Origin of the sequence: Gynuella sp., from assembly GCF_050297175.1 — a bacterium.
In the GTDB taxonomy this organism is placed as follows: domain Bacteria; phylum Pseudomonadota; class Gammaproteobacteria; order Pseudomonadales; family Natronospirillaceae; genus Gynuella.
In genome coordinates this window covers 52,020-76,838 of the sequence record NZ_JBNKSF010000011.1, presented here as the reverse complement: position 1 = coordinate 76,838, position 24,819 = coordinate 52,020, and the positions used below count along the sequence as shown (strand labels likewise).

Genomic DNA, 24,819 nt, shown 5'->3' with positions numbered 1-24,819 from the left:
ATATGCACGGCCGCTAACAGTAAGGCGCTGTCTTTCAGGTTTTCCGCCAGGCAGCAGGCATATTTTTATTTGGAGATAAGAAACATGGCATTAAGCCCTGAGAAAAAAGCAGAAATCGTAACAGAATATCAACAAGCTGAAGGTGACACAGGTTCTCCAGAAGTTCAGGTTGCTTTGTTGAGTGCAAATATTGATGCGTTGCAATCTCACTTCAAAGCCCATAAAAAAGATCACCACTCAAGACGTGGTTTGATCCGTATGGTTAACCAGCGTCGTAAGCTGTTGGATTATCTCAAAGGCAAAAGTCTGGACCGTTATACTACATTGATTGGTCGTTTAGGACTTCGTCGCTGATTTCTCTCAGTTAAAGGCCCCGTCCGGGGTCTTTTTCATTTCCCGATATATGTTTCGTATCTGCAATAATGGGTCGTTAATGGCTCACCGGCTGTTTCATAAGTATTAAAAATAACTACTGTATGATTCGTCCGGCCGTGTGAAGCGGATTGTCCGGGTCACACTTTAATAACCAGTCTGCTCCAGAGACGAGTGCTTCTATCCATTGTGGCTGTTCTTCGGCCACAACGGTAGAAGCGCTCTGCGGTGGTCTGGTAAACAATAAATTGTTTATAAAAAGGAAAAACATAGTGAGTTTTTTAACCGCAAAGACTAAAACTTTTCAATTTGGTGTTCATACCGTTACTCTTGAAACCGGTAAAGTGGCCCGTCAGGCAACGGGTGCTGTGATTGCATCTATGGGCGAATCCAAGGTGCTGGCCACCGTTGTGGCTGCCAAAGAAGCTAAGCCTGACCAGGGTTTCTTCCCCCTGTCTGTTCACTATCAGGAAAAATATTATTCGATCGGAAAGATCCCGGGTGGGTATCTGAAACGTGAAGGCCGTCCATCTGAAAAAGAAACATTGGTATCCCGTCTGATCGATCGCCCCATTCGTCCATTGTTTCCCAAAGGGTTTATGAACGAGGTTCAGGTCATCATTAACGTGATTTCCGCATCAGCCAAAGAAGAAACTGATATTTGTGCAATGCTGGCGACTTCTGCGGCACTGGCGGTTTCCGGCATCCCGTTCAACGGTCCGATTGCTGCGGCACGTGTCAGCTACAGTGATGACCATGGTTATATTCTTAACCCTGATGTTGCTACCGCAGCAGAGTCTTCACTGGACATGGTGGTTGCTGGTACCAAAGATGCGGTATTGATGGTTGAATCAGAAGCCAAAGAGCTGACTGAAGATCAGATGCTGGGTGCCGTTTTGTTTGCGCACATGGAAATGCAGTCTGCCATTACAGGTATTACTGAGTTCGCCAGCGAAGCAGGTAAAGAAAAATGGGACTGGCAGCCAGAGCCGGAAAACACCTCACTGCTGGAAACTGTATCAGCAGCTTACTATGACAAAATTGCGGCTGCCTATACCATCGTTGAAAAAGCGGCCCGTTATGATCAACTGACACTGCTGCGTAATGAAGCAATTGAAACCCTGTCAGGTGAAGAAGAAGGTCAACCCTCTGCTGACGATATTAAGGCCATCTTTGGTAAGTTGGAAAAGAAACTCGTACGTCGCAATGTGGTAGAAGGCAAACCACGTATTGATGGTCGGGATAACAAGACTGTTCGTCCGATTGAAGTGGAAGTGGGCGTGCTGCCACGGGCGCATGGTTCTGCTTTGTTCACCCGTGGTGAAACCCAGGCTTTGGTAAGTTGTACGCTGGGCACTAAACGTGATGCCAAAATGGAAGAAGATCTGACCGGTCTGCGTGATGACTACTTCATGCTGCACTACAACTTCCCTCCATTCAGTGTGGGCGAATGTGGTCGTATGGGGGCTGTTGGTCGCCGTGAAATCGGTCATGGTCGTCTGGCCCGCCGTGGTGTTCAGGCATCCATGCCAAGCACTGAGGATTTCCCTTATTCGGTCCGGGTTGTTTCCGAGATTACTGAATCCAATGGTTCAAGCTCTATGGCATCAGTCTGCGGTTCTTCTCTGGCGCTGATGGATGCGGGTGTTCCAGTATCTGTTCCGGTTGCTGGTATCGCCATGGGATTGGTCAAAGAGAGCGATGGTTTTGCAGTACTAACCGATATTCTCGGTGACGAGGATCATCTCGGTGATATGGATTTCAAAGTGGCTGGATCGGCCAAGGGTGTTACTGCGCTGCAGATGGACATCAAAATTGAAGGTATTACCGAAGAAATCATGGAAATTGCGCTGCAACAGGCACATGATGCCCGCATTCATATTCTGGGTGAAATGAGCAAAGTTATTTCTGCAGCACGTCCCGAGCTGTCGCCTAATGCTCCGGCCAATGAAACCGTAAAAATCGATGCTGATAAAATCCGCGATGTGATCGGTAAAGGTGGTGCGACCATTCGTGCGCTGACTGAAGAAACCGGTACTGAAATTGATATCGATGATGACGGTACGATTCGTATTTATGCACCGGATGGTGTGGCCATGAAGGCAGCAAAAGATCGGATTCTGGCGATTACTGCGGAAGCGGAAATTGGTAAAATCTATAAAGGTGTTGTCGCGCGGTTGGCCGATTTTGGTGCATTTGTGACATTCTTGCCTGGTAAGGATGGTCTGGTTCACATCTCCCAGATTGCAGAGGAACGTATTAAGTCTGTCGCTGACGTTCTGAAAGAAGGTCAGGAAGTCGTGGTCAAAGTGCTGGATATTGATAACCGTGGCCGTATTAAGCTGACTATGAAAGAGATCAGTGACGAGGAAAAAGCCTCGGTATAATTGATCCTATGAAAAAGCGCCGTTTGGCGCTTTTTTTTTACCTGAATATCAAACCAAATCCTTCCCAGTTTTTATCTACCCATTATGCCGGTCATCTGGCACTAGCTTTGCTGACCTAAAGCCAGATGTTTATTAGGGCTGCAGGTTGTCGATAGCTATGTATCACTGTTTACTTGATTCCACTCGCTGGACGTTCCCCAATCTGAAAGTATTGATGGCCAAGGCGACTCCGCGCCGATCCGGTGATGAGCTTGCGGGTATTGCCGCAGAATCAGAACTGGAACGAGTGGCTGCGCAGATTTGTCTGTCTGAAGTGGTTTTGGAGGATTTTCTGGATGATGTATTTATTCCTTACCAGCAGGACGAAGTAACCCGTTTGATCCTGGATAATCATGATGCAGAAGCATTTCGATTGATTGCCGGCCTGACAGTCGGCGAGTTTAGAGAGTTTTTGCTGGCTGAAACCACCACGCCGGCATTGATCCAGCAGCTGAAATGGGCACTGACTCCAGAGATGGCTGCGGCCGTCAGCAAAATCATGCGTATTCAGGATCTGATTCTGGTTGGGCAAAAATGCCACAATGTTGCCAGCTTTCGTAACACTATCGGACAGCCGGGGTGTTTATCCGTACGTCTGCAACCCAATCACCCAACGGATGACGAATTGGGCATTGCAGCGTCAATGATGGATGGTTTGTTAATGGGATGTGGTGATGCCGTTATCGGTATCAACCCGGCTTCAGATAATCCGGCGACGGTACGTCGGTTGTTGGCTTTAATGGATGGTTTGATTCAGGAATATCAGATTCCAACTCAAAGTTGTGTTTTGACTCATGTAACGACTACGATCGATTTAATCAATCAAGGTGCGCCTGTAGATCTTATTTTCCAGTCCATTGCCGGTACCCAGAAAGCCAATGAGTCTTTTGGTATTAACCTCGCGTTGTTAAAAGAGGCCAAAGAGGCAGGGGAGCATCTGGCCCGAGGAACAGTGGGTAACAATTGCATGTATTTTGAAACAGGTCAGGGCAGTGCACTCTCAGCCAATGCCCATCATGGTGTCGATCAACAGACCTGTGAGGCCCGGGCTTATGCTGTGGCCCGGCAGTTTGATCCCTTACTGATCAATTCTGTGGTTGGATTTATCGGTCCGGAATATTTATATGATGGCAAGCAGATTATCCGGGCCGGGCTGGAAGATTTGTTTTGCGGCAAACTGCTCGGATTACCCATGGGGTGTGATATCTGTTACACCAACCATGCTCAGGCCGATCAGGATGATATGGACATGTTGCTGACTCAATTTGCCGTAGCCGGCGGGGCTTTTATTATGGGTATACCTGGGTCCGACGATGTCATGTTGAACTATCAGACAACCAGTTTCCATGATGCGCTATATATACGCAGAGCATTAAATCTGACCCCAGCACCGGAATTTGCTAATTGGTTAAAACAGATGTCAATTACCGATAATTCCGGCCGGGTACTGGATGCCGGAATTATGAAAAGCCCTTTTCTATCGGGTTTTTCCAGTAAATTACTCGGGCGGATAGAATCATGAATACCAATAAACTATGGCAGGCTCTGAGTCAGTATACTGAGGCCCGTATTGGTCTGGGCAAAGTTGGGGTTAGCCAGCCCACTACCGCTCAGTTGAAGTTTCAACTGGATCATGCCCGTGCCCGTGACGCGGTTTGGACTGCGCTGGATTGTGAATCATTAGCGGCGGAATTATCCGATGTCGGAATAAAGTCTGTGGTGTTGCATAGTCAGGCTTCTGATCGTGCTGCTTATCTGACCCGACCGGATCTGGGACGACAGCTGAACCCGCCATCTGTCTCGCAGTTACAACAAATGCCGGCTGCAGAGGTGGTCTTTGTCGTGGCGGATGGCTTATCGACCATCGCAGTACAGCAAAATGCCGGTCAAATGATCAACAGGTTGTGTCAGCTGCCTTGTCTGAAAGAGAAACTGATAGCGCCGGTGGTCATCGTCGAACAAGGCAGGGTTGCAGTGGGCGATGCTGTCGGGGAGTTATTACGGGCGGAGCTGGTGATTGTCCTGGTGGGAGAACGCCCTGGATTGAGTGCTGCCAACAGCCTTGGTATGTACCTGACCTATCGGCCTAAAACAGGCTGTACCGACGCTGATCGCAATTGCATCTCCAATATTCGTCCGGGGGGTTTAAGTTTTGATCAGGCGGCCACCAAGGCTGGATATTTGATTGATCAGTTTTTGATACGAAAAATAAGTGGTGTGCAAATTAAGGATAATTCTGACGAACGGGTGCTGGATGCCACCAAGCAGATAGGTTCTGATCAATGACAGACTGAAGCATGTCTCGTCGTGTCATTAGGCATCCTGGTGCTTTAGAAAGAATCTTAATCTGGCAGCACCAGATCGATGCCAAGCTCTGACAGTTTTTTAAGTGCACGTTGTCGGAGTTGTTGACGTATCGGGCTGTGCATGGGCTTTTGCATATAGTAGAGCAGGCTGGAGTCGATACCATTTTGTTCTGCCAACTGTTGAATATCCAAAGCTACCGTCACGGAGCTGTTGTCTTCCAGTCTGATGCTGTCAGGGACTGTGAAGTCTTCGCCATCCAATACCTTTTTGACCAGTTCTTTGTAGTTTTTTTCGAATAGAGGCCAGCTTTCTTTTTCCGTTGCGGTTTTGAGACGCCAGAATTCCGTGCGTTTGGCAGCTTCATAGACAATGGCATGACGCCACGGAAAACGTCGAGGGTCTATACGACAACTACAGGCTTCCTGATAGGCATCACGAGCACTGGGCAGACCAAGGTCCTCGGGATTGGTCTGCATCAGTTCCAGAAATTCGGATATCGCAGGTGGCCAGGCATATTTAAGCTTGGCGGCATGCAGTGCACTGGCCAGTTGTGCTTCGCTGTAACCCTGTAAACAGAACCCCCACTCGCGCTTGGCAATATTCAGCGAATCTCCATCGCCAAAAGTACTGTCAAAACGATGGCCATAACTGGCGCGCAGCCTGGCGAATACCATATTGACGAGGATCTTGGTCTGTTCGTCGAGCCCCTGGGGCTGATTACCAGTTGGTGTCGTAGATATCCATGATTTTTCGTCTGACTTCATCACGCTGATCCTGACGGTAATTGGAGTGCTGTGGTGCTGAGCGATACATTTTGGCCCATTCTTCTTTAACCCAGCGAATAAAGCGACTGTTCCAGTCAGCAGCGGCAACACCTGTTTCCATATAATGGCCGATAAATGCCGGAAGTTGCTCGCGGGCAAAATCAACCGTGATGTTATCAGCTTGCAGGCGCGGGATTAACAGGTTTTCGTCAGGATACCAGTCTTGACGCATTGCAGTCTTATAGTTTCGGCCCTGCTGAAACTGCTGGCTTTGTTCAATCATAAAGGTTGGCAGTCCAGCATGGCGCTGATTTCGGGCCCGTGCTGCGTTCGTGGTGGCAGCTGATTGGCTGGGACGGTTCAGCGACTGCGCTGGATTATGGCTAACACGCTGATGCCCCTGATTTGCAGCGGGGTTAAACGCATTGTCAGGGATCAGACGAACCAGAAACTGACCGTTATCGTTAAAGTGACGTTCAATCACTTTGAGTGCTTCCAGATTTCTGAAAATCTGGTTTAACTTTGTCATGTTCCAGAACGGAACCAGTTCAGGCCACCGTTCCGGTGCCAGATAAAACCATTCCTTGCCCAACAGTGTTTTATTGGGGCAGATTGTGGATAACTCGAATACGAGCTGGGCCAGAACAGCTTCTTCAAGGCCGATCTGCATAGCCAGATTAGGAGATATCGACAGTAAACGTTCGCCAAATTGAATGGTCATGAATCTTCACAGTGTTATGGTGATGCGCCGAAAAAAACTCGACAAATAAGTTCTACTCCATTGGGTTTTCATCCTGAATCGGTCTTATCGACGTCTCAGCACAAGTGTGATTGCGGCATCGTCGTGGACAGATGGTCCATCGGCAGGAAGAGCACACTTAATGACGGGCTGGAGCTTTTAATGTAACCGGCGATTCTACACAGATTTCCATTGCACAAATAGCGGAACTCCCTGTGAATAACTTGTGCAAAGTGCGTTTGTGTGAGAACTCGCTTTTTCTGGTAGGATGCGCGCTCGTTATGAGAGTGGTGGTTTGGGAACCCGTTAAGGTTTGTTTATGCCCATTATTGAAGTTGAGAAACTGACCAGGCGGTATGCCGGTCTGGTGGCTGTGGACGCTGTTTCCTTTACGATTGAAGAAGGGGTTTGTTTTGGTCTGTTAGGCCCCAACGGTGCCGGTAAAACTACTACGATAGAAATGATGGAGGGCATATCTGCCCCAACATCCGGAACCATTCGCTATTTTGGCGAGCGGGCTTCAAAAAAAATGTATCAGCGGATTGGTATTCAGTTTCAGAATACCGCGTTGCCGGATTATCTGACAGTACGCGAAACGCTTGATCTGTTTGCATCTTTTTATCAACGTCGTCTGAGCATTGCTGAGTTGATGGAGTTATGCCAGCTTGAAAGCTTTGTTGACCGGGATACCCGCTTATTATCCGGTGGCCAGCGACAGCGAATGCTATTGGCACTGGCGCTGGTAAATGATCCGGCCATCATATTTTTGGATGAACCTTCCACTGGCCTGGATCCACAGGCGCGTTTTCACTTCTGGCAATTGATACAGACGATTAAGGCTCGCGGCAAAACGATCATTCTGACGACTCACTATATGGATGAGGCACAATTCCTATGTGACGAGATTGTCATTATGGATGAGGGACGGATTGTAGAGGCGGGCACTCCGGAAGCCCTTCTTAATCGTTATTTCAATGGCGTGTATATACAGGTTCCCAAGCATCAGTGTGATGCTGACGTCATGACGGGTCTTGGTGCAGCTGCACGTAATGGCTGTTACGAGATTTTGACCGATCATCTGGAACTGACACTTCAACAATTAATCAGCAGTGGTGTGCCATTGCAGGATCTGCAGGTCAAGTCTCCAAATCTGGAAGACTTATTTTTACGGCTGACTGGCCACGAGCTCAGGGTTTAAATTCATGCTGGCGAGATTTCTGGCTATTTTCAACGCACGAAACCGGGAAACGATTCGGGACCGCAGGAATTTCGGTTGGAACCTGTTTCTGCCATTTCTTCTGGTATTCGGTTTTGCGTATATTTTTTCTAATCCCAGACCTGACTACCGCATTGGTGTGATTGGTGAGGAGGATGCCTACTTATCACGGCCGCAGTTGTTGGCTATGTCGCATTTGCAGATTATTCCTTATCAGGATCTGCAGGAAGCCAAGAAAAAGCTCCGGTTGCATCAGATTGATCTGGTGTTGCAGTTGGATGACCGTTTGTACTGGGTGAACAAGCAATCCTCTAAGGGTTATTTTCTGGAGAAAATGCTGCACAGCAGTGATCCTGATTTTCGCAAGCGTGAAGTGGAAGGTGATGCTATTCGCTATATTGACTGGGTCATTCCCGGTGTTATTGGTATGAACATCCTGTATAGCTGCCTGTTTGGTGTCGGATATGCAATCGTACGTTATCGTCGTATCGGTGTGTTAAAGCGGTTTAAAGCCACACCATTGACGGCCTTTGAATTTCTGGCGGCACAAGTGGCGTCGCGCTGGATCCTGGTGATGTTTTTCTGTTCCGTCATCTTTTTTGGCTGTCATTGGACATTTTCTACCGTGATGCTTGGTAGCTACCTGGACTTCTTTGTGATTCTGGCATTAGGCATTATGGCTATGATTGGTCTGGCTCTGGTGATTGCCTCCAGAACTCGTAGTGAAGAGCTGACCAGCGGACTGTTGAATATGACGGCTTATCCAATGCTGGGGTTATCGGGTGCCTGGTTTTCAATGGAAGGGGCGCCGCTGTCGTTACAGCGATTTGCCGAGTTTCTGCCGCTGACGCACGTTGTTCAGGCCGCCCGCGCCATTGCTATTGAAGGCGAGACCCTTGGTGAGCAGTGGGATCATATTCTGATCCTGCTGGCCATGACGGTTATCTTCGTACTGGTCGGAACGTTACTGTTTAACTGGGAATCGGACCATCGCTGACCGGGACCCTCTGAGGATACGTGGGCTCATCACTGTAAGGATGATGTTCATGCCAGTTATTCAGTGCTGTGTCGGCCATGGAATATCCGATATCTATCATTTCCTCGGCTTTATGAAAGTCGAAAAAACCGCACGCATCCCTGGGGATTTCAATCAGGATATCCGGTTTGTAGATCGACATTTTTGCATGGGCAATGGTGTTCTGCATGATGTCGATACTGCGAGTGGTCATTTCAATCATGTTGGGGGTTGCCGGGCCTTTGGATCTGACGTTTTTCTTATCTGGCAGAACCCGTTCCAGAACATCGCCTAGTCGTTTTTGAAAACCATTGGCTTCGGTGCTGAGTTTGCGGTCATTTTTGGCGTCCAGATCTTTGATCAGACTTTTACCATTGAGATTGACAGCAATTGTCAACTCAGTGGTATCACCTGCCGTTGGAGCGACTGGAACGGGGTTCAGCAGACCGCCATCCATGAGTTTCATACCGCGGTAATAATGAGGTGTAAAAATTGAAGGGACGGCAATTGACGCACGAATAGCTTCAAACATGGAGCCTTCACTGAGCCATACCTCTTTTTCGCGTTCGATATCGGTTGCGACCGCCGTGTATTTAATTGGAAGCTCCTCAATATCATAATCGCCAATGATTTCCTTCAGTGTCGACAACACTTTCTCGCCCTTGAGCAGTCCGCGACGATCAAATGAAAAATCCAGCAGTCTGAGTACTGAGGTTCGGTCCAGTTCCAGCAGCCATTGGTGATAGAGTTCCAGTTTGCCGGCACAATAGAATCCGCCGATTAATGAGCCGATGGATGTTCCGGAAATCGACTGAATCTGATATCCCCGATCTTCCAGCAGCCGAATGACACCAATGTGAGCCATACCACGGGCAGAACCAGAACCAAGAACCAAAGAAACGGTTTTTTCCTTCTTACGCATAAATGATCACCGTGAGTCAGGAGATGGGTTAACCGAGATGCTATGCAATCATTGTGGGGACGGTCATGTAGGAAGTAAACGTGAATAACCTTAAGATTTTGTGAATACTGACAGTATGTTTATGATGGGTTAAGTAATGAGAATGCATCACAGTTCGATAGATGAGGCAGTTGAGCGCCTCATCGCACAGGTAAACAGCGCGCGATCTCGCCGGTTGATCGCTTTGGCCGGTATCCCCGGATCGGGCAAGACGACATTAGCCAGTGAGCTCTCCCGGCGGGTCAATGAATATTTTAACACGCCGGTTATGGTGAACTTGGGCATGGATGGTTTTCATCTCAGCAAAGCTCAATTGAATACCCTGCCTGATCCACAACAGGCTTTGGCCAGACGTGGTGCACCATGGACATTTGATCCCCATCTTATGAGTTGCCATCTACAGCGACTGAAAGACAGTTATGAGGCAGCAGTTTGCGATTGGCCTGGATTTGAGCATGACATTGGTGACCCGGTGGATGCAGCGCATCAGGTTCCGGCTGATTGCCGGTTGGTTCTGGTAGAAGGTTTGTATTTGCTATATTCCGATCACGGCTGGTCAGCGGTCGGTAATTGTTTTGATGAACGTTGGTATTTTGATGTGCCGATAGAGGTGGCCATGGAGCGACTCTGTCAACGGCATATGCGTGCCTGGGGTATGAGCCGGCAGCAAGCTCTGGTACAAATTGCCGGTAATGACCGGCTCAATGCTGAGCTGGTGTTACCTTCATCGCAATCCGCCGATTGGGTGTTAAAGGACGATTAGTTCCCTGATTTGATCTCAACATTAAAAAGGCCAGCATGTTGCCGGCCTTTTTGCACCGTTAGTAACGGTTAACTCTGACTGTTATCGTCTGTTTCTGCTTCATCGTTATGGCTTTCCTGTCCTGCCAGTTGAGGCTCTTTGACATCCACAATTGAATCGTAAATCGGCTTACTGATTTTAAATACTGCATCACGGTCATTGCGTGAAACATAGTAATTGTCATTGCGCTGACTGAACCGGTAAACCCATTGTGTATCGCCACTGGAAACCGTTAACTCGGCTGTTGGCTGATCCGGGGCTTCATCTTTATTCTGCAATATCGATAGCACCTTCAGGTTACTCAGAGCCGTTGCCAGATCATTGGCTTTCTGGCTGTCGGCGGGTTCCGTGCTTTGGCCATCCTTTTCGGTCAATTGCCACTGTTTGTCCTTTTTGGTCAGAGCATAATCACTGCCTTTTATGCCTGAGACATCACTGGCTGCCAGTAACGAGCGATCCAGCCAACCCTCGTCATCCACTGGAAACTCGTAACTGGTCAGGGCCGCGCTGTAAACCTTGTCATCATCCGGACGACGGATATTAATCTGTTTAAAGCCCGGTGAACTGCCCAGGTAAAGCTCGGCAACCTTTTGATCTCCTTTAAACAACTCAATATGACGCTGAAACTTGTCCTTCGCCACTTCGAAACGTTCGTGGCTGGATTTGGTCGTTGCCACCGGCCAGCCGGTTTTGAGTTTTTCCAGTTTGCTGAGTTGTTCGATAATTTTCTGGCTGTCTGCCGGCAGAGAATTATCGGCCAGCTGCCATTCACCAGAAGCTTTCTTTAAGGTAACGTTTTTGTCTTCACCGCTAATAACAGCCTTATCAATTTCCTTGCTCTGAAAACTGAGCAATTGTTGTGGCTGGTTGCCGGAGTGTCTGTTCTGACTGTTCCAGAACAGACCTCCTGCCAGCGCAATCTGCACGACCAACAGAGCGGCCAGCCAGGTTTGAAATTTCTTCATGATGCCTCCTGTTATTGTGCTAATAGATGAAGATAACGGCGTTCACGGGATTTTTTCCGCTGTCTCTGAATCACTGCAATCACCACTAGAGCCAGCGCTGCCAATGCATAATTGAGATATTCCCAGAACAATTGGTTGTTATGCTCCATCGGTGGCAATGTCCGGTTGAAGTGGCTACGTGAACGTATGCTCAACAGACCCGCATCTTCCACAGACCAGTCAACAGTATTGGCAGCCAGTTGCAGGGTATTCAGATACTTGGTGCGATTGGCCGAATCCGCCAACTGGATGACCTGGTCACGTAGAAAGTCATTGGAGCTGAACAAAATGATGCGGGCCGACTTCGGTGAATGGTCAATCACGCTGGTGATTGTTGGTTGTTTATCCTTGGTGTCGGTTTTGTCGCCATCTTTTTTATTCTGTGCATCGTCCGTTTTTGTCAGCAGTGGTGAATCTTGACCGGCAAAATAGGACTCAAAGCGACCATTGCTAATGACGCCGAGCAGATGAGAGCCGGTATTGCCTTGCGGACTGAAACCAGATACGCCCTGAGCTGTGACTTTGGGCAGAATGTCCGTTGACGAGGAGAGCCAGGAACCAGAGGAACTGTGTAGCAGTTCGGTAATTTTCCGGTCACCCTGATTGTCTTTACTGATTGTAATCGGAGAGGCCCAGTTCATGGTGACCTGCGGTAGATCGGACACAATGGGATTGTCGCTGTTCATGCCATCCGGGCGGATATCGATAAAGTAGGGATAATCCATCATCCGGATTTCCTGTAGTTGAAAGCCACTGACATTGCGGGTCACAGGAATCGGAAATGCCGAGTTTTGAGAATCTAATACCACTTGATCATCAATACTCAGACCATTGTGTTTGAGCCAGTCTTCCAAACCGCTTTTGTGTTTTTGTAATGTCATGGAACGGTTACCGAAATCTGCCTCATACGGCGAGGTCGCCAGAATGACCGTACCGCCTTGCATTAAGAACTGGTCTACGGCGAACAATTGCGTTTTATCCAGCTCTTTAGGTGCTGCTAGAAACAGGATGTCTGCCTGGCCAGAAACGCTGCCGTCGCTCAGATCCTCTTTTTCCACCTTGAGATCCGATCCGAGGAACTGCTGCAATTGATTAAATTGAGGGCCGGACACTCCACCATATGGGTTATACGGATTGGCACCGCCGCTGGGAGTGACCAGGGCAACGGTTTTGGTAAAGCCACTGGCAAAACGTTTTATGCCGGATTCCAGGTCGCGTTGGAACCCTTCTTTCTTCATATCGCCCAAAGGAATCTGCACGACCTGATCGCCCTGCGCCAGAGTCAGATAGAAATAGAAACGATCATTACTCAACAGATTGGTGGTCATGGGTTTGAACCCATATTGTTCAGCAATCTGCTGACCAACCGCACCGCCATTGGCATCCGGATTGACAAAATCAATGATCAACCGGCCATTGGATTTTTTCGCCATGTCAGTCACAGACTGAGTGACTACCTTGCGGAAATCCTGAAGTTCTTTAGGCAACGTTGAGTCGGCGGAAATGTACGCAGTGAACTTGATCGGGTCTTTGACAGTATCGAATAAATTGCCACCGGCCTGATAGCTATGCATGACCTTTTTGATCGCGCTGGTGATGTCATGTTCCGGGTTGCGTAACTGAACATCCAAATCTGCTTCAGAACGGGCGCTGACTTCAATCAGATCGCGGAACCCCAGGACTTCGTGTTCATTACCATATTGCACCAGCACATTGAAATAAGAGCTGACGATGGCTGACTGATAGCGGTCTGCCACCTGGAATGGGACCGGTTGAATGCCATATTGCTCGTTGGCTTCCTTCTCTTCTTCCGGATTGGTTGCCGGGTCAACGAATTCCACTTTGACGTTGCCATGGCCTGCCACTTCATACTCTTTCAAAAGATCACGTAACTGCGGTACCAATGGGGCGAGGAGGGGGTGCGTCTTACTACTGAAGTAGCCGCGAATCAACAATGGTTCCTGGAGTTGATTCAAGTAATTCTGTGTCGCACTGGAAATGGAATACTGCTTGCCGGCGGTCGTATCCAGGCGCAAAGCATTGATTTGGCCCAGCCAGAAATTGGCACCCAGGGCATTGATCAGTAACAATACCGTCACCGTACCCCAGAGCTTGTGTTGAGGGTTGCGTTTTTGGCTGGCCCAGCGCTCTCTCTCCAGCATGAATGTGTTCAGAGTCAGAAACACCGCAATGATGCTGACGTAGTAGTACAGATCACGCAGATCGATGACTCCCCGGGTGATGGAGTCAAACCGCGAACCAGTACCCAGCAGGCGAAGCCATTCACCGGCATCGTTGCCGAAGAAATCGGTAATGGTATTGGAGCCAAGTAAATAGAAAAAACCGCTTAGTGCGGTTGCTGTGATCAGGCTGACAATCTGGTTGTCACTGCGGGCGGACACAAACAATCCAATACTCAGGTAGGCTGCACCCAGCAGAAACGTTGCCAGATATCCGGCCCATACCGGACCCCAGTCAAGATCACCAATTATTGAGACAGTAATCGGCAACGGGAGAGTGATAATCAGAGCAATCAACAGTAACAGCAGACAGCCGGCAAATTTACCTACTACAAAATGCCACAATGGTACTGGTTGGGTCAGCACATACTCGAGAGTACCGGTGCGTCGTTCTTCACTCCATAAACGCATCGTCAGAGTGCTGGCCAGGAAGATCAGCAATACTGGCATCCACTCAAACATCGGCCGGACATCTGCGATGTTACGGGCGAAAAATGATTCTCCCCAGAAGAAAATAAATAATGTGACTGCGGCAAAAGTTGCCAGGAACAGATAGGCGATCGGTGAAGCAAAAAACAGGGTGACTTCTTTGGCCGCAATCCGACGAATTGTGGGCAAGGCTTGTTGGTCAGGCTGCATTGTTCAGATTCTCCTGCTGAGTATGTTGGCTGACTTCACGGAACAATGTCTCCAGATCTCGCTGCTCAGGCTGCAGTTGAAACAACTCCGCATCTTCGCTGATGATCTGTCTGGCAATATTGGCACAGATATGTGTCTGAACTGCCCCGGTAGCAAGCTTCAGACGATAGTGATAACGCTGCGGATCGGCTTCAGAGGCGATGTTTTCAACATTTTCGATACCATCGATCTGATCGAATACACGCCCGGCCTGTTGTGGGGACAATGAACTGACCACCCGCAATTGATGGTTATTGCGTAGTTCCTCCAGGTGCTCATCGATGACCAGTTGACCGTTGCGTACGATCAAAACCCGGTCACAGATTGCATCGACTTCCTGCATGATATGAGTGGACAAAATAACGGTTGCTTCCAGAGCGATACTTTTAATCAATTGACGCATGTGATCCGTTTGAGTGGGATCAAGACCGTTGGTAGGTTCATCCAGGATCAGGATTTTGGGTTTGCCGAGAATGGCCTGAGCGACCCCGACCCGTTGTTTAAAACCCCGGGATAAAGTTGCAATCGGTGCAAGCAGTTTTTCACTGATGTCTGTAGCACTAATGGCCCGTTTAATTTCTGATATTTTTTCCTGTCCCTTAAGACCTTTGAGTTCTGCGGCGTAATCCAGATAATCCGCTACGGTCATTTCCGGATAGACCGGCAGATTTTCTGGTAAGTAACCTAACAACCTCTGGATTTTTTTGGTATCGGTAGCGAGATCCATGCCGTCGACAGTAATACCGCCTTCATTTGGCTCAAGATAACCGCTGAGCATTTTCATAATTGTTGTTTTACCGGCACCATTGTGGCCGAGCAGACCAATAATTTCACCTTTGCCAATACTGAAATTGACTTTATCGACCGCGACAAAACTGCCGTAACGGCGGGTCAAATTGCTGACGTCGAGCATGCTTCCTCCTATCTTCAGGGTATATACCAGTACTCACCGGAGTGAGTGAAAAAAGGGTCAAGAATGTTAAAAAAAAACCAGGGAACCTGGTAACTAATGAAATAAGAAAAAGAAGGATGCGCGCGAAATGGTGATATGAGTAGAGGCTTTCAAGGCAAAAGCCGGTTGTTTACATTTTGTTTTAAATTGATAAAAAAAAACATTACAAAACCAACGAACCAGATCACGCGATGTTTGTGGACCGAGGTCATATTCTTGAAATAATCATAAATATTAGAGACTTCTCAATTAATGTTTGTCTTCAGGCGATGAATAAAAATCTGCTGCTGATGTTCTGCTATTTGCAGCCTGCTATGTGGTGAAATTTTTCATTCGTTGGAAGTGTCGCGGGCGAGTGCACCCTGGAAATTTTCCTGACCGGACAGTGCGCAGGTTATTTGCCTAATCGCGAGATTTTGCTGTGTATTTCTGTGATTTAGATGCGACAATACCGCCGCCGTATGCCGTGCGGTATCTCTCTCCTCACTCTAGTGTGTCATGCTGTTGTTCAAGGATATTTATCATGTCGTCGTCTGACCATCTGAAAGCTGATGTATTGTTGGTCGTTACGACCATTGTTGCCGCATTTGGATGGATGTTTTCGAAATCAGCCCTGGAAGGTTTTTCACCGTTATTGTTTATGGGCCTGCGGTTTTCCGGCGCAGCCATGGTATTGCTGGTTGTCGGTGGGTATGGATCATTACAAATGCTTTCCAAAGCGCAATGGCGGGCGGGCATGTTGGCCGGGAGCTTATTTGCCGTTGCCATGATGTTTTGGGTCATGGGTTTGCATTTTGCCGAACACATTGGTGTCGGAGCGTTTCTTAACAGTCTTGGGGTGGTGTTGGTGCCAGTATTCGGGCTGTTCTTCGGCGAGCGGCCATCGTTGCCTGCCTGGCTGTCTTTACCGGTGGTCGCTGCCGGAATGGCCTGTCTCTCCCTCGACAGTGAGTTTGTTATGGGTCTTGGGGAGCTTTGTTTCCTGGCGGCGGCGGCATTCTTTTCTGTCAGCTTTATCCTTTTGAGTCGTGCTTCTGCCGGAATGCCAACGATAGCACTGACGACGATTCAACTAATGTTGGCCGGCGGGATGTCGTTACTGGTCTCCGCAGTGTTTGAAGATTGGCAGTTGGATCAGCCGTTGAATATCTGGGTATGGCTGCTGGCCAGTGTATTGATTGCCACCAGTCTGCGGTTCTTCATCCAGATCCGTGCTCAGGGAATGGCTCCTGCCAGCCATGCTGCAATCATCATGACACTCGAACCCGTCTGGACCGCCATACTGGCGGCTTGGTGGTTGAATGATCAAATGAGCGGGCTGCAATTGTTGGGTTGCAGCCTGATCTTTCTGGCGATGCTGATTGCCCGTTGGAGGGCTGTTCGCCTGGCGCTGATCAGTGTGAAGGCATCGGTGCTGCATCGGTAGAATTGTTGTGCTGAGAAAATGAGTGACCGATATTCCTGATCATTTACTCGGTGCGGGTCTCGCAGTTGTCATGTAAGAAAATGGCCGGTCTGATCAGATAACTGGCATCCGGGGGACCTGTCGGCAAACTCAAACGGTAGTCAATTTGCGCTATTTTCGATAAAAAATTGTGAAGTCCACACGTTCCAAACAGATCCTTATGTTGCCCGAAACTTCTTGATTTATCAGCTTTCCCGCTAGTCTATGGTTATGGTGATGTGATCCTGTATCGCGCGGAATAAGCCGACATAAATGCTTGTCGGGTTAATAATTAAGGAACCTCTGAAAAATGGCCTATTTTCGCGCAGGACGTTGTTAGCCCCCGTCTCACATCCTCATTGACACCCGTAAATTGCGGTGTTGCGAGTGGTGCTTGCTCGCCTGCATCAACACTATTCCTATTTTTCAGAGGCCCCTTAAAACGAACCCGCACTGTCTGCACGAATGGCCTTAATATCCTGATCGGCAGCCCAATTCAGAATATCGTCGCGTTTCAGAGCGGTTGCCATGAGATCAGGGAATTGATCTGGTGTGCAGGCAAAGACCGGCGATCCGAGTGCTGCGAAAGTGGCGGCCATTTCTGCGTCATAGGATGGACGACCATCATCATTGAGTGCCAACAGGGTGATGACATTGACATCCTGGCGGATCAGGTTAGCGATCCGGCCTTTCAGACTGTCGGCATTACCGCCTTCGTAGAGGTCGCTGATGAGGATCAGATGGGTTTTTCCCGGTCGTTCGATTTTGGTTTCGCAGTAGCCAATGGCCTGATCGATGTCTGTACCACCTCCCAGTTGCACACCAAACAGAACGCTGACTGGGTCAGCCAGGTCGTCGGTCAGATCCAGTATGGCGGTATCGAAACAGACCAGTCGGGTTTTGACCGCAGGAATCGAAGCCATGACAGCGGCGAAAATCGAGCTGTAAACTACCGATGAAGCCATGGAACCAGACTGGTCGACACAGAGAATCACTTCATCAAGGTCAACAATGCGGCGGCTCTGACGCTGATAACCGATTAGTTTTTCCGGCACCACGGTTTTGAATTCATGTTGATAATGGCGCAGATTCGCCTGAATGGTCCGGGGCCAGTCGATATCCGCGAACCGGGGACGAAAGCTGCGTTTGGATTTGTTGACCGCACCACGAATCGCTTCGGCGGTTTTCTGTTCCAGGCGTTCCATTAATTCATCAACAACCCGTTTGATTACCTGTCGGGCGGTTTCAATGGTTTGTTCCGGCATGATGGTTCGCAGGCTGATCAGATCTGCCACGAGGTGTACATCCGCTTCCATAGCTGCCAGAAACTCGGGTTCCAGCAACATGTTTTTCAGGCCCAGACGTTCAAATGCATCGCGCTGAATAACCTGCACTACTGAGGCCGGGAAAAACTCCCGGATGTCGCCAAGCCAGCTGGAGACCTTCGGTGCCGAACGCGACAGGCTGCCACGGCCTTTATGGGCATCGTGGCCGTAGAGTGCGTTCAATGCTTTCGAGAGGCGTTTATCATCGGCAGACAAGGCACTGCTCTGGTCGTTGTCATCAGCACCCAGCACCAGTCGCCAGCGGCGTTCTTTGTCGGTATCGGTGGATGGTTGTGTGGTTGGCTCTATTGGTGCCATGTCTTGTCTCTCTGAATCAATTTGCCCAATCGCTGCAGTTGCTCCGGCCAGGTTGCCAGCGCCTCGGTGCGTATCTGGTGAGTGGGTTGAGAATGACTGCGGTCTCGGTTGATGCTGTCGAGCAGGCGTTTGCGTTCACTGGCATCCAGGGTGGCAAATACGCGCCGGAACAGTGGCAGGTGTTCGATAAATTCCTCTTCCTGTAACTGTAGTAACCATTGTTCCACAGCAGTCATCAACACGATGTCGTACAACAGGCGTTGCACTGCATCGGTGAAAAAACCATCGAAAAAACGCGCGGCTTCAGCGGTTACTACTGCTGGTGACAGAGCTTTGCCAAGCTGGATTTGTAACCTATCGGCAGCCAGATGCCCGGCCTGATACAGTAACCGACAGCACAGGCCGGCCACCTGCATGCTGGAACTGTGATGTTCGATCACCTGTTGCAGGCTGTGCCACCACTGTGCCATTAACTCGCTGTCGAGTTCGGCCAGTTGCAATGCCTGATGCGCTTTGGTGATACTGCGGCAGAGGTGTTCGGCTTCGTCATCATTCAGGTTGCGACAGGCATAAGGTAGGGCCAGTGCTGACTGGGTGGCGAGCCGGTCAATCAATTTGCCGACGTGTTGGAATGATAATTCCCGGGCACTGCCATAACGATGGATCTGCACCAGCGGGGCAATACTCTCAAGTAACTCCAAAGCATCACTGGTATGTGCAGCACGTTGATCCAGTTGCGCCAGACCGGTTTCCGCGGCGCTGTTCAGCTGAGCTTCCAAGGCGAGTTGAGTGGTTTCCGCCAGTTGTGTCAGGTTGTGTTCTGATGCCAGGACTTCGGAGAGGCGGTTGCCGGCAGCCTGCTCAATGGTGCTGCCATACACCAGGTTCTCCACCAGCTGGACGGCAAATTCAGGTTGCCAGCTGAGTTGCCAGCGTTCCCGGAACGTACCGCGGCTGCCGCCGGCGTCGGTGATTTTTCCCCATGGCACATTGAGAATATTGAGTCGATGTAGCAGTATCGATTTACCCAGGCCGGCTTCCGAGCGCAGATCCAGAGACAGTTCCCGATCCAGTGCTTCGGCCTTTAATTTGTGTCGTTTTTGCTGTTTCTGCAGATCTTCCAAGAGCGGTGCCAGTGGCGCATGTTCGGGAATGCTGCCGACCGCGTGTCCAAGCAGCAACTGCGTTTCCAGCTGATTCCAGATCAATGGTTCACCGAAACACAGACAGGCGATCACTGCTTCTCTTATTTCCTCGAATCCCGGTGACGGACGGTTGCGTACGGCTGCCAGACTGTGGCTCAGGCGGACAGCTTCGATGACCGAGGCACTGGATATAACCTGACCGCTGTTGCGCAGTGCCTGGGTCACCCGGGTCAGCCAGTGTTCAAGGGCCTGGCTATTATCGCGCTGATCCCACAGGTGTTGGTACCACATCGGGGAGGCAACACCGGCACCATAACCTGAGCGCAGCGCCAGACGCGGGGATGTCCAGGGTATCCAGGTGCTTTTCAGTTTGCTGGCCGGTAGTTTTTTGGCCAGGGTGGCAATCAGGGCACGATCGTCTTTACTGCTGTGCCGGGCCTGCAATGCCGGTATATGCCAGGCGCCGCAGACGACCACGGTTGGACCTTCAGTGTTTTTGCTCAACCGGCTGATTTCTCGGCGCATGTAGGCCTCACGAACCAGGTCTCGGGAATGTGACGGATGTTCTTCCGTGATGCTTTCCCGTAATGCTGCCATGGCCTGCGCAACGGTATCGAAAATGGCCAGGTCGTCATCGTGGTTCTGTTCGATCAGGTCATTCCACCAGGCCTCACTGTCCTGATAGCCAGATAACCGCGCCAGCACCGCAATCGGGTCTTCAAACAGTTGTTGCTGATTGTCGTTTGAGGGAGCAGTCGGTTCATCGTTTTCAGTCGCTTCGTCAGATCTGCTCCCGGCCAGTTGAATGCCGGCCGGAATATCGATGAAATGCAGTTCAGCCTGATGCCGGACGGCCCAGCAGCAGGCTTGATATTCCGGTGAAAACTCCGCGAAGGGATAATAAATACTGTGCTCCGGATTGTCGGTGGCGTAGGCCAGCAGAGCCACTGGTGGCTGCATGCCTGAATCAGCCAGCATGCTCATCAGCTCCGAGCAGTCCGCCGGCCCTTCGATCAACAGCTGGCTCGGCCGCAGAGTGTCCAGCGCAGCGATCAGCCGTTTGGCAGAACCCGGTCCGTGATGACGGATGCCAAGATAGTGAATATCAGACTTGGACACGTGCGGGATCCTTATAACACGTCGTTGAGGGTTTGATAGTAATCGGCAAATTCGCGTCTCTTTTTCAGCACCGTTTCCAGATATTCCTCTAATACAGCTTTGTCCTGCACCGGGTCTTTCACAATTGCACCGATCAGGTTGCTGCTGATATCGGAAGCGCTGAAACGGCCATCGCCGAACCAGCTGGCCTGACTGAGTCCGCCCACCATGACGGCGATGGCTTCGGCAGTGGAGAGATTACCGGTCGGGGCTTTTAATGCCACCTTGCCATCCAGGGTTTCGCCGCCGCGCAATTCGCGAAAGATTGTCACCACTTTTTCAATTTCGGCACGGGCATTGGCGGGTACGGGCAGTTCCAGACTGGAGCCCATTTCGGCGACCCGGCGGGCGATGATTTCCACTTCTTCGTTGAAATCGTCCGGCAGTGGCAGGACCACTACGTTGAAGCGGCGTTTTAATGCGGATGACAGCTCATTCACACCTTTGTCCCGATTGTTGGCGGTGGCGATGATGTTAAAACCGCGTTGGGCATAAACGACATCGTTCAGTTCGGGAATAGGCAGCATTTTTTCAGACAGCACCGTGATCAGAGTGTCCTGAACATCTGAGCCCATACGGGTGAGTTCTTCCAGCCGGCATAACGTGCCGGATTCCATGGCGCGGAACAGAGGTGTTGGTACCAGTGCCTCGCGACTAGGGCCGTGCGCCAGCAGTTGCGCATAGTTCCAGCCATAGCGGATCTGGTTTTCATCAGTACCGGCAGTGCATTGAATGACGCGGGTGCTGTCTCCGCAAATGGCGGCGGCCAGATGTTCGGAAACCCACGATTTGGCGGTACCGGGTACTCCGAGCAGTAACAATGCCCGGTCGGTGGCGAGTGTGGCGACCGCCGTTTCGATCAGCCGGCGATGGCCGATATATTTGGCACTGATGTCGGTCCCATCGGCGGTTTTGCCACCCATCAGATACGTTACCACGGCACGCGGAGACAGACTCCAATTGGCCGGTTTGTGGCCATGGTCCTCAGCTTTCAGTGCGTCCAGTTCTGCCTGGTAAGTCAGCTCAACGGCCTGGCGAAGTACATTGCTCATAATGATGTCCTTAATTCTGCATTTAATTTTAATAGGTCGGTGACGGGATCAGCCTGTTGCACGCCGATCTGCCAGAGATACTGGAGAACCTGGGCGGCCAGCTCAGCCGGTAATAGTAGCCCCAGAGCAACCAGTTCGCGGTCGATCAGCGGGTCGTCGAGGTAACGGCTGTCAGTCAATTGGGTTTTGATGCTTTCCTGTAAGGTTTTCCAGGCCGTGGTGTTGGTTAATGATTGCCAGGTCAGAGTGGTCAGTGGTTCCGATAAAAACGCCAGGCAGCTGTGAAATTCTATCCCGGGGCCTTTCTGACTGATCAATGTCTGGAGAATATTATGACGCTGCTGTACTGACAGCCGTGGACTCAATAGCCTCAATAACCACAGTTCCTCTGGCTCACTGACAAGATAGTTCATGAGGTTGTCCAGCAGTGGTTGCAGCAGCTCATCCGCCAGGGTGTTGACGGCGTTGGTGACAAATGCCTGATTGTCACTGGAACGATGTTGGGAAAACTGCCAGCTGTCGAGCAGTTGTTTGGTGGTGATGCCGAGGGTTGTCGCCAGTTCGGCCAGAATCACGGTTTCAAGTTGTTGGGTGCGAATGGCCTGGCGCGTCTTATTGTTCAGCGGTTTACTGGATACCAGCAGGCGCTTTTTGATTAGACCGGCTTTTTTCAGCTCCAGGTTAGTGGCCAATTCCTCAGTGAGTTGGCGCTGGTTCTGATCATCCGCCGGATAATGCCCCAGTCTGATCAACAGTTGGGTGGCCAGTGCCGACACTTTACCAGAGCGATCCTGAAGCAGAGTCTGCAAAAAAGAGCCATCGGCCTCTGTCAGACGGACGGCCAGCACCTCCACCAACTTGAGCCGTTTATCCGCTGATTCCCGACTGATACAGGTTTCCAGTAATGTCCGGGCGGCATCGGGGTCTGTTCTGCGCAGTCGTTTCAGTTGTTGCAGGCGTGGGGCCGGAAACCAGTCATCCCAGTTTTCGGCGGTCAGGGCTTCTGGCTCAGCGGTTGTGGTGCCAGTCTGGCTGACCCATTGCTGCCAGGGCAGATAAACGTCAGGTAGATCGTCATCGCTTTCGGATAACAGCCAGTCGGCAGGGTGAGCGACGAATCCCCGTTGACTCAACAGATGCATCAGCGCGCTGTGGCCAATCTGGGTACGCTTATGAATGCTTTCCAGGGCCTGCCTGAACCAGGGGCGCAGACGTTCAGGCAACACCGGTAAAGATAATGCCGGCAGAGGGGGGCGTGACGGCAGCGGGGTACTGTCATGATGTTGATAGAGTATTTCCTGGTGTTGGCTGGCCAGCGCCAGAGCCATGATGGACAGGCGTTCTGGGGCAATGCCGTGGCACAGCGGCTGCCAGTCGGTAGGTAGATCTTCCCGGTTCAAAGGGCTGTTGCTACCCACCATCCAGCGTTGCTGCAATTGCTCGATGCACAGCTGTTCTTCGCGCACTTGTGTTTCGGTCAGCATGATAATCGTCCCCATTGTTCGCTGTGTACATTGAACAACTCGGCGTGGCGGCCGTTCCAGGTTATGAAAGCCGCTTGCAATATAGCACCCGGTAGCAGTGTCGGCAGCGAGTGATTGAGCAGTGGCAGGCGATTGTCGTCGGTCAGACTACACCACCAATAACGGCCTTCCTCATCGGTGAGAATGCGACCTTTGCCCAGTAGATACGGACATTGTTCCTGCCAGGGCAGCTGGAAGAGACTGTGCTGATAATGAGTCCACACATCCACGCTGGAAACAGGCCAGGGGTGATCATCCGCATGGTTTTGGATCTGGTATTCGACCGCGAAGGCTCGAAGCGGCAAGCGGCTGGGGTAGTACGCCAGCTCTCCTTTTAAGTGCATGCCATTACCGAGCCCTACCTCACGTTTGCCGGCGGAGGCAGGGTAGTAGTCCTGTAGTAATGCAAATTCCGGAGTATCTGATTCGATGTTGACCAACCAGGTGCTGTGGCTGATCAATCCATCACGGCGGGTTTCAACTTTTTCGCCAATGTTTTCCCATACGCCGTGTCGGCGCAGAGTCTGACTGTGTCCCAATACTTGTTCCCGGGTTTCGGTACTGGCTACGGCCCTACGGGCGTCGGCATCATCCGGGTCGGCCAGCCAGGCTTCAGACAACAGAATCAATTGCCCCAGTTCTTTGAATACGGCCGCCGGACGATGCTCGTTCTCAAGCTGGCGCAGTTTGGCCGGCAGCTCATCAACTCGCGATGCCAGTGCGGCGGCCTTGGCATCCACCAAGCGTGCGGCAATTCTGCGACACCGTGCCGGAGCTTCTTTCAGGAAGCCCGCTATTCCGGTTCTGAGCTGATCGTCGACCCACTGCTGAAACTCTTCGAGTCCGGCTGTGATCAAGGCATTGGTTTTGGCGCGGTTCTGCTCAGCACGGCGGGCTTTATCCGCTTCCTTTTTAGCCTGTTCGGCGGCTGAAAGTGTGGTAACGGGGGTGTCTGCAGCGTGAATATTTTTGCTGACCACTGGTTTGCTTTCAGCGGTGGTGGTGGCACCGGATTTACGGCGACGCCCGAGCCATTCCTGTACCCATGCCGGAGGTTCGCCTTCAGTAAACTCCTCAGCGTCTTCGGCGAACTGCCAGAGCAGCGCGAGAACATGTTTGCACGGAAATTTACGTGATGGGCAGGTGCATTTGTAACCATGATCGACCACATCCGCCATGGTGTAATAAGGATTGGCACCTGAGCCCTGGCACTGTCCCCAAATGCTGTGGACGGCGGCGGACTTTCCACGCGTAGGCCATTTTCCGGGTTTGATGAGTTTTTTAGCGGCATTCAGTGAGGCCTGATCGGGGGCGAGGTCCTGAATGACTTGCAGAGAAATATCCATTTATCGTCCTGATGGTAATCCTGGGAACTACA

The 24,819-nt window shown here is 50.6% G+C and carries 19 protein-coding genes; 8 read left to right on the top strand and 11 right to left on the bottom strand.

Going from position 1 to position 24,819, the window contains the following annotated elements; translation table 11 throughout:
- Window positions 1–84 precede the first annotated feature (84 nt).
- The 4 genes from rpsO to eutC all read left to right on the top strand — a co-directional run bounded on the left by rpsO (window position 85) and on the right by eutC (window position 5,084).
- Complete coding sequence (gene rpsO / locus ACQY6I_RS04090) at window positions 85–354, top strand: 30S ribosomal protein S15 (RefSeq protein WP_428240199.1); 270 nt, start codon at window positions 85–87, stop codon at window positions 352–354.
- Window positions 355–644: 290 nt separating this feature from the next.
- Window positions 645–2,759: a polyribonucleotide nucleotidyltransferase gene (gene pnp, locus ACQY6I_RS04085; protein WP_428240198.1), complete on the top strand. Its 2,115-nt coding sequence runs from the start codon at window positions 645–647 to the stop codon at window positions 2,757–2,759.
- 157 nt (window positions 2,760–2,916) lie between these two features.
- Window positions 2,917–4,320, top strand: a complete 1,404-nt coding sequence (locus ACQY6I_RS04080) for an ethanolamine ammonia-lyase subunit EutB (protein ID WP_428240197.1) — start codon at window positions 2,917–2,919, stop codon at window positions 4,318–4,320.
- Complete coding sequence (gene eutC, locus ACQY6I_RS04075; protein WP_428240196.1) at window positions 4,317–5,084, top strand: ethanolamine ammonia-lyase subunit EutC; 768 nt, start codon at window positions 4,317–4,319, stop codon at window positions 5,082–5,084. The genes ACQY6I_RS04080 and eutC overlap by 4 nt, the downstream gene beginning before the upstream one ends.
- A gap of 56 nt (window positions 5,085–5,140) precedes the next feature.
- Here the strand turns inward: eutC and ACQY6I_RS04070 are convergent, their stop codons facing one another.
- The gene (locus ACQY6I_RS04070; protein WP_428240195.1) at window positions 5,141–5,869 is read right to left on the bottom strand and encodes a replication protein P; all 729 of its coding nucleotides are present in this window, start codon (window positions 5,867–5,869) and stop codon (window positions 5,141–5,143) included.
- Complete coding sequence (locus ACQY6I_RS04065; protein ID WP_428240194.1) at window positions 5,823–6,590, bottom strand: DnaT-like ssDNA-binding domain-containing protein; 768 nt, start codon at window positions 6,588–6,590, stop codon at window positions 5,823–5,825. Before ACQY6I_RS04065 ends, ACQY6I_RS04070 begins: the two co-directional genes overlap by 47 nt.
- 337 nt (window positions 6,591–6,927) lie before the next feature.
- Here ACQY6I_RS04065 and ACQY6I_RS04060 point away from each other — a divergent pair, with 337 nt between their 5' ends.
- On the top strand, window positions 6,928–7,806 hold the full coding sequence (locus ACQY6I_RS04060) for an ABC transporter ATP-binding protein (protein ID WP_428240193.1): 879 nt from the start codon (window positions 6,928–6,930) through the stop codon (window positions 7,804–7,806).
- Between the two features lie 4 nt (window positions 7,807–7,810).
- On the top strand, window positions 7,811–8,821 hold the full coding sequence (locus ACQY6I_RS04055; protein ID WP_428240192.1) for an ABC transporter permease: 1,011 nt from the start codon (window positions 7,811–7,813) through the stop codon (window positions 8,819–8,821).
- Here the strand turns inward: ACQY6I_RS04055 and ACQY6I_RS04050 are convergent.
- Window positions 8,796–9,761, bottom strand: coding sequence for a patatin-like phospholipase family protein (locus tag ACQY6I_RS04050; RefSeq protein WP_428240191.1), 966 nt, complete (start codon window positions 9,759–9,761; stop codon window positions 8,796–8,798). The two genes, ACQY6I_RS04055 and ACQY6I_RS04050, sit on opposite strands and share 26 nt — an antisense overlap.
- Before the next feature lie 136 nt (window positions 9,762–9,897).
- On the opposite strand from ACQY6I_RS04050, the gene ACQY6I_RS04045 reads away from it, so the two are divergent.
- Window positions 9,898–10,563 (top strand): hypothetical protein, encoded by a 666-nt coding sequence (locus ACQY6I_RS04045; protein WP_428240190.1) that lies wholly within the window; start codon window positions 9,898–9,900, stop codon window positions 10,561–10,563.
- 68 nt (window positions 10,564–10,631) lie between these two features.
- Here ACQY6I_RS04045 and ACQY6I_RS04040 read toward each other — a convergent pair whose 3' ends face one another.
- The 3 genes from ACQY6I_RS04040 to ACQY6I_RS04030 are packed head-to-tail and all read right to left on the bottom strand — an operon-like array spanning window position 10,632 to window position 15,437.
- Window positions 10,632–11,567 (bottom strand): DUF4340 domain-containing protein, encoded by a 936-nt coding sequence (locus ACQY6I_RS04040; RefSeq protein ID WP_428240189.1) that lies wholly within the window; start codon window positions 11,565–11,567, stop codon window positions 10,632–10,634.
- An 11-nt stretch (window positions 11,568–11,578) separates the two neighbouring features.
- Window positions 11,579–14,485, bottom strand: coding sequence for a Gldg family protein (locus ACQY6I_RS04035; RefSeq protein WP_428240188.1), 2,907 nt, complete (start codon window positions 14,483–14,485; stop codon window positions 11,579–11,581).
- A complete protein-coding gene (locus ACQY6I_RS04030; RefSeq protein WP_428240187.1) occupies window positions 14,475–15,437 on the bottom strand; it encodes an ABC transporter ATP-binding protein in 963 nt (320 codons plus the stop codon). Before ACQY6I_RS04030 ends, ACQY6I_RS04035 begins: the two co-directional genes overlap by 11 nt.
- A gap of 562 nt (window positions 15,438–15,999) precedes the next feature.
- Between ACQY6I_RS04030 and ACQY6I_RS04025 the strand changes: the two genes are divergently transcribed.
- Entirely contained in the window at window positions 16,000–16,902 is a 903-nt protein-coding gene (locus ACQY6I_RS04025) for a DMT family transporter (RefSeq protein ID WP_428240186.1), read from the top strand.
- Window positions 16,903–17,357: 455 nt separating this feature from the next.
- On the opposite strand, the gene ACQY6I_RS04020 is transcribed toward ACQY6I_RS04025, so the two are convergent.
- From ACQY6I_RS04020 to ACQY6I_RS04000, 5 genes are read right to left on the bottom strand one after another with little or no spacing between them, the layout of a single operon-like run.
- A complete protein-coding gene (locus tag ACQY6I_RS04020) occupies window positions 17,358–18,563 on the bottom strand; it encodes a VWA domain-containing protein (RefSeq protein WP_428240185.1) in 1,206 nt (401 codons plus the stop codon).
- A complete protein-coding gene (locus ACQY6I_RS04015) occupies window positions 18,551–20,827 on the bottom strand; it encodes a DUF5682 family protein (RefSeq protein ID WP_428240184.1) in 2,277 nt (758 codons plus the stop codon). The genes ACQY6I_RS04020 and ACQY6I_RS04015 overlap by 13 nt, the downstream gene beginning before the upstream one ends.
- A gap of 11 nt (window positions 20,828–20,838) precedes the next feature.
- Complete coding sequence (locus tag ACQY6I_RS04010) at window positions 20,839–21,918, bottom strand: AAA family ATPase (RefSeq protein ID WP_428240183.1); 1,080 nt, start codon at window positions 21,916–21,918, stop codon at window positions 20,839–20,841.
- Window positions 21,915–23,402 carry a DUF5691 domain-containing protein gene (locus ACQY6I_RS04005; protein ID WP_428240182.1) on the bottom strand — a complete coding sequence of 496 codons (1,488 nt, stop codon included), beginning with the start codon at window positions 23,400–23,402 and terminating at the stop codon, window positions 21,915–21,917. Before ACQY6I_RS04005 ends, ACQY6I_RS04010 begins: the two co-directional genes overlap by 4 nt.
- Window positions 23,396–24,787, bottom strand: coding sequence for an SWIM zinc finger family protein (locus tag ACQY6I_RS04000; protein WP_428240181.1), 1,392 nt, complete (start codon window positions 24,785–24,787; stop codon window positions 23,396–23,398). The genes ACQY6I_RS04005 and ACQY6I_RS04000 overlap by 7 nt, the downstream gene beginning before the upstream one ends.
- Window positions 24,788–24,819: the final 32 nt, after the last annotated feature.

Excerpts from the sequence above, each read along its gene's own strand:
- ACQY6I_RS04000 (WP_428240181.1), bottom strand. The coding sequence starts at position 24,787 with ATGGATATTTCTCTGCAAGTCATTCAGGACCTCGCCCCCGATCAGGCC.
- ACQY6I_RS04065 (WP_428240194.1), bottom strand. The coding sequence starts at position 6,590 with ATGACCATTCAATTTGGCGAACGTTTACTGTCGATATCTCCTAATCTG.
- ACQY6I_RS04030 (WP_428240187.1), bottom strand. The coding sequence starts at position 15,437 with ATGCTCGACGTCAGCAATTTGACCCGCCGTTACGGCAGTTTTGTCGCG.
- ACQY6I_RS04055 (WP_428240192.1), top strand. The coding sequence starts at position 7,811 with ATGCTGGCGAGATTTCTGGCTATTTTCAACGCACGAAACCGGGAAACG.
- eutC (WP_428240196.1), top strand. The coding sequence starts at position 4,317 with ATGAATACCAATAAACTATGGCAGGCTCTGAGTCAGTATACTGAGGCC.
- rpsO (WP_428240199.1), top strand. The coding sequence starts at position 85 with ATGGCATTAAGCCCTGAGAAAAAAGCAGAAATCGTAACAGAATATCAA.
- ACQY6I_RS04045 (WP_428240190.1), top strand. The coding sequence starts at position 9,898 with ATGAGAATGCATCACAGTTCGATAGATGAGGCAGTTGAGCGCCTCATC.
- ACQY6I_RS04040 (WP_428240189.1), bottom strand. The coding sequence starts at position 11,567 with ATGAAGAAATTTCAAACCTGGCTGGCCGCTCTGTTGGTCGTGCAGATT.
- ACQY6I_RS04010 (WP_428240183.1), bottom strand. The coding sequence starts at position 21,918 with ATGAGCAATGTACTTCGCCAGGCCGTTGAGCTGACTTACCAGGCAGAA.
- ACQY6I_RS04005 (WP_428240182.1), bottom strand. The coding sequence starts at position 23,402 with ATGCTGACCGAAACACAAGTGCGCGAAGAACAGCTGTGCATCGAGCAA.
- ACQY6I_RS04020 (WP_428240185.1), bottom strand. The coding sequence starts at position 18,563 with ATGGCACCAATAGAGCCAACCACACAACCATCCACCGATACCGACAAA.
- ACQY6I_RS04070 (WP_428240195.1), bottom strand. The coding sequence starts at position 5,869 with ATGAAGTCAGACGAAAAATCATGGATATCTACGACACCAACTGGTAAT.
- ACQY6I_RS04060 (WP_428240193.1), top strand. The coding sequence starts at position 6,928 with ATGCCCATTATTGAAGTTGAGAAACTGACCAGGCGGTATGCCGGTCTG.
- ACQY6I_RS04025 (WP_428240186.1), top strand. The coding sequence starts at position 16,000 with ATGTCGTCGTCTGACCATCTGAAAGCTGATGTATTGTTGGTCGTTACG.
- ACQY6I_RS04050 (WP_428240191.1), bottom strand. The coding sequence starts at position 9,761 with ATGCGTAAGAAGGAAAAAACCGTTTCTTTGGTTCTTGGTTCTGGTTCT.
- ACQY6I_RS04080 (WP_428240197.1), top strand. The coding sequence starts at position 2,917 with ATGTATCACTGTTTACTTGATTCCACTCGCTGGACGTTCCCCAATCTG.
- ACQY6I_RS04035 (WP_428240188.1), bottom strand. The coding sequence starts at position 14,485 with ATGCAGCCTGACCAACAAGCCTTGCCCACAATTCGTCGGATTGCGGCC.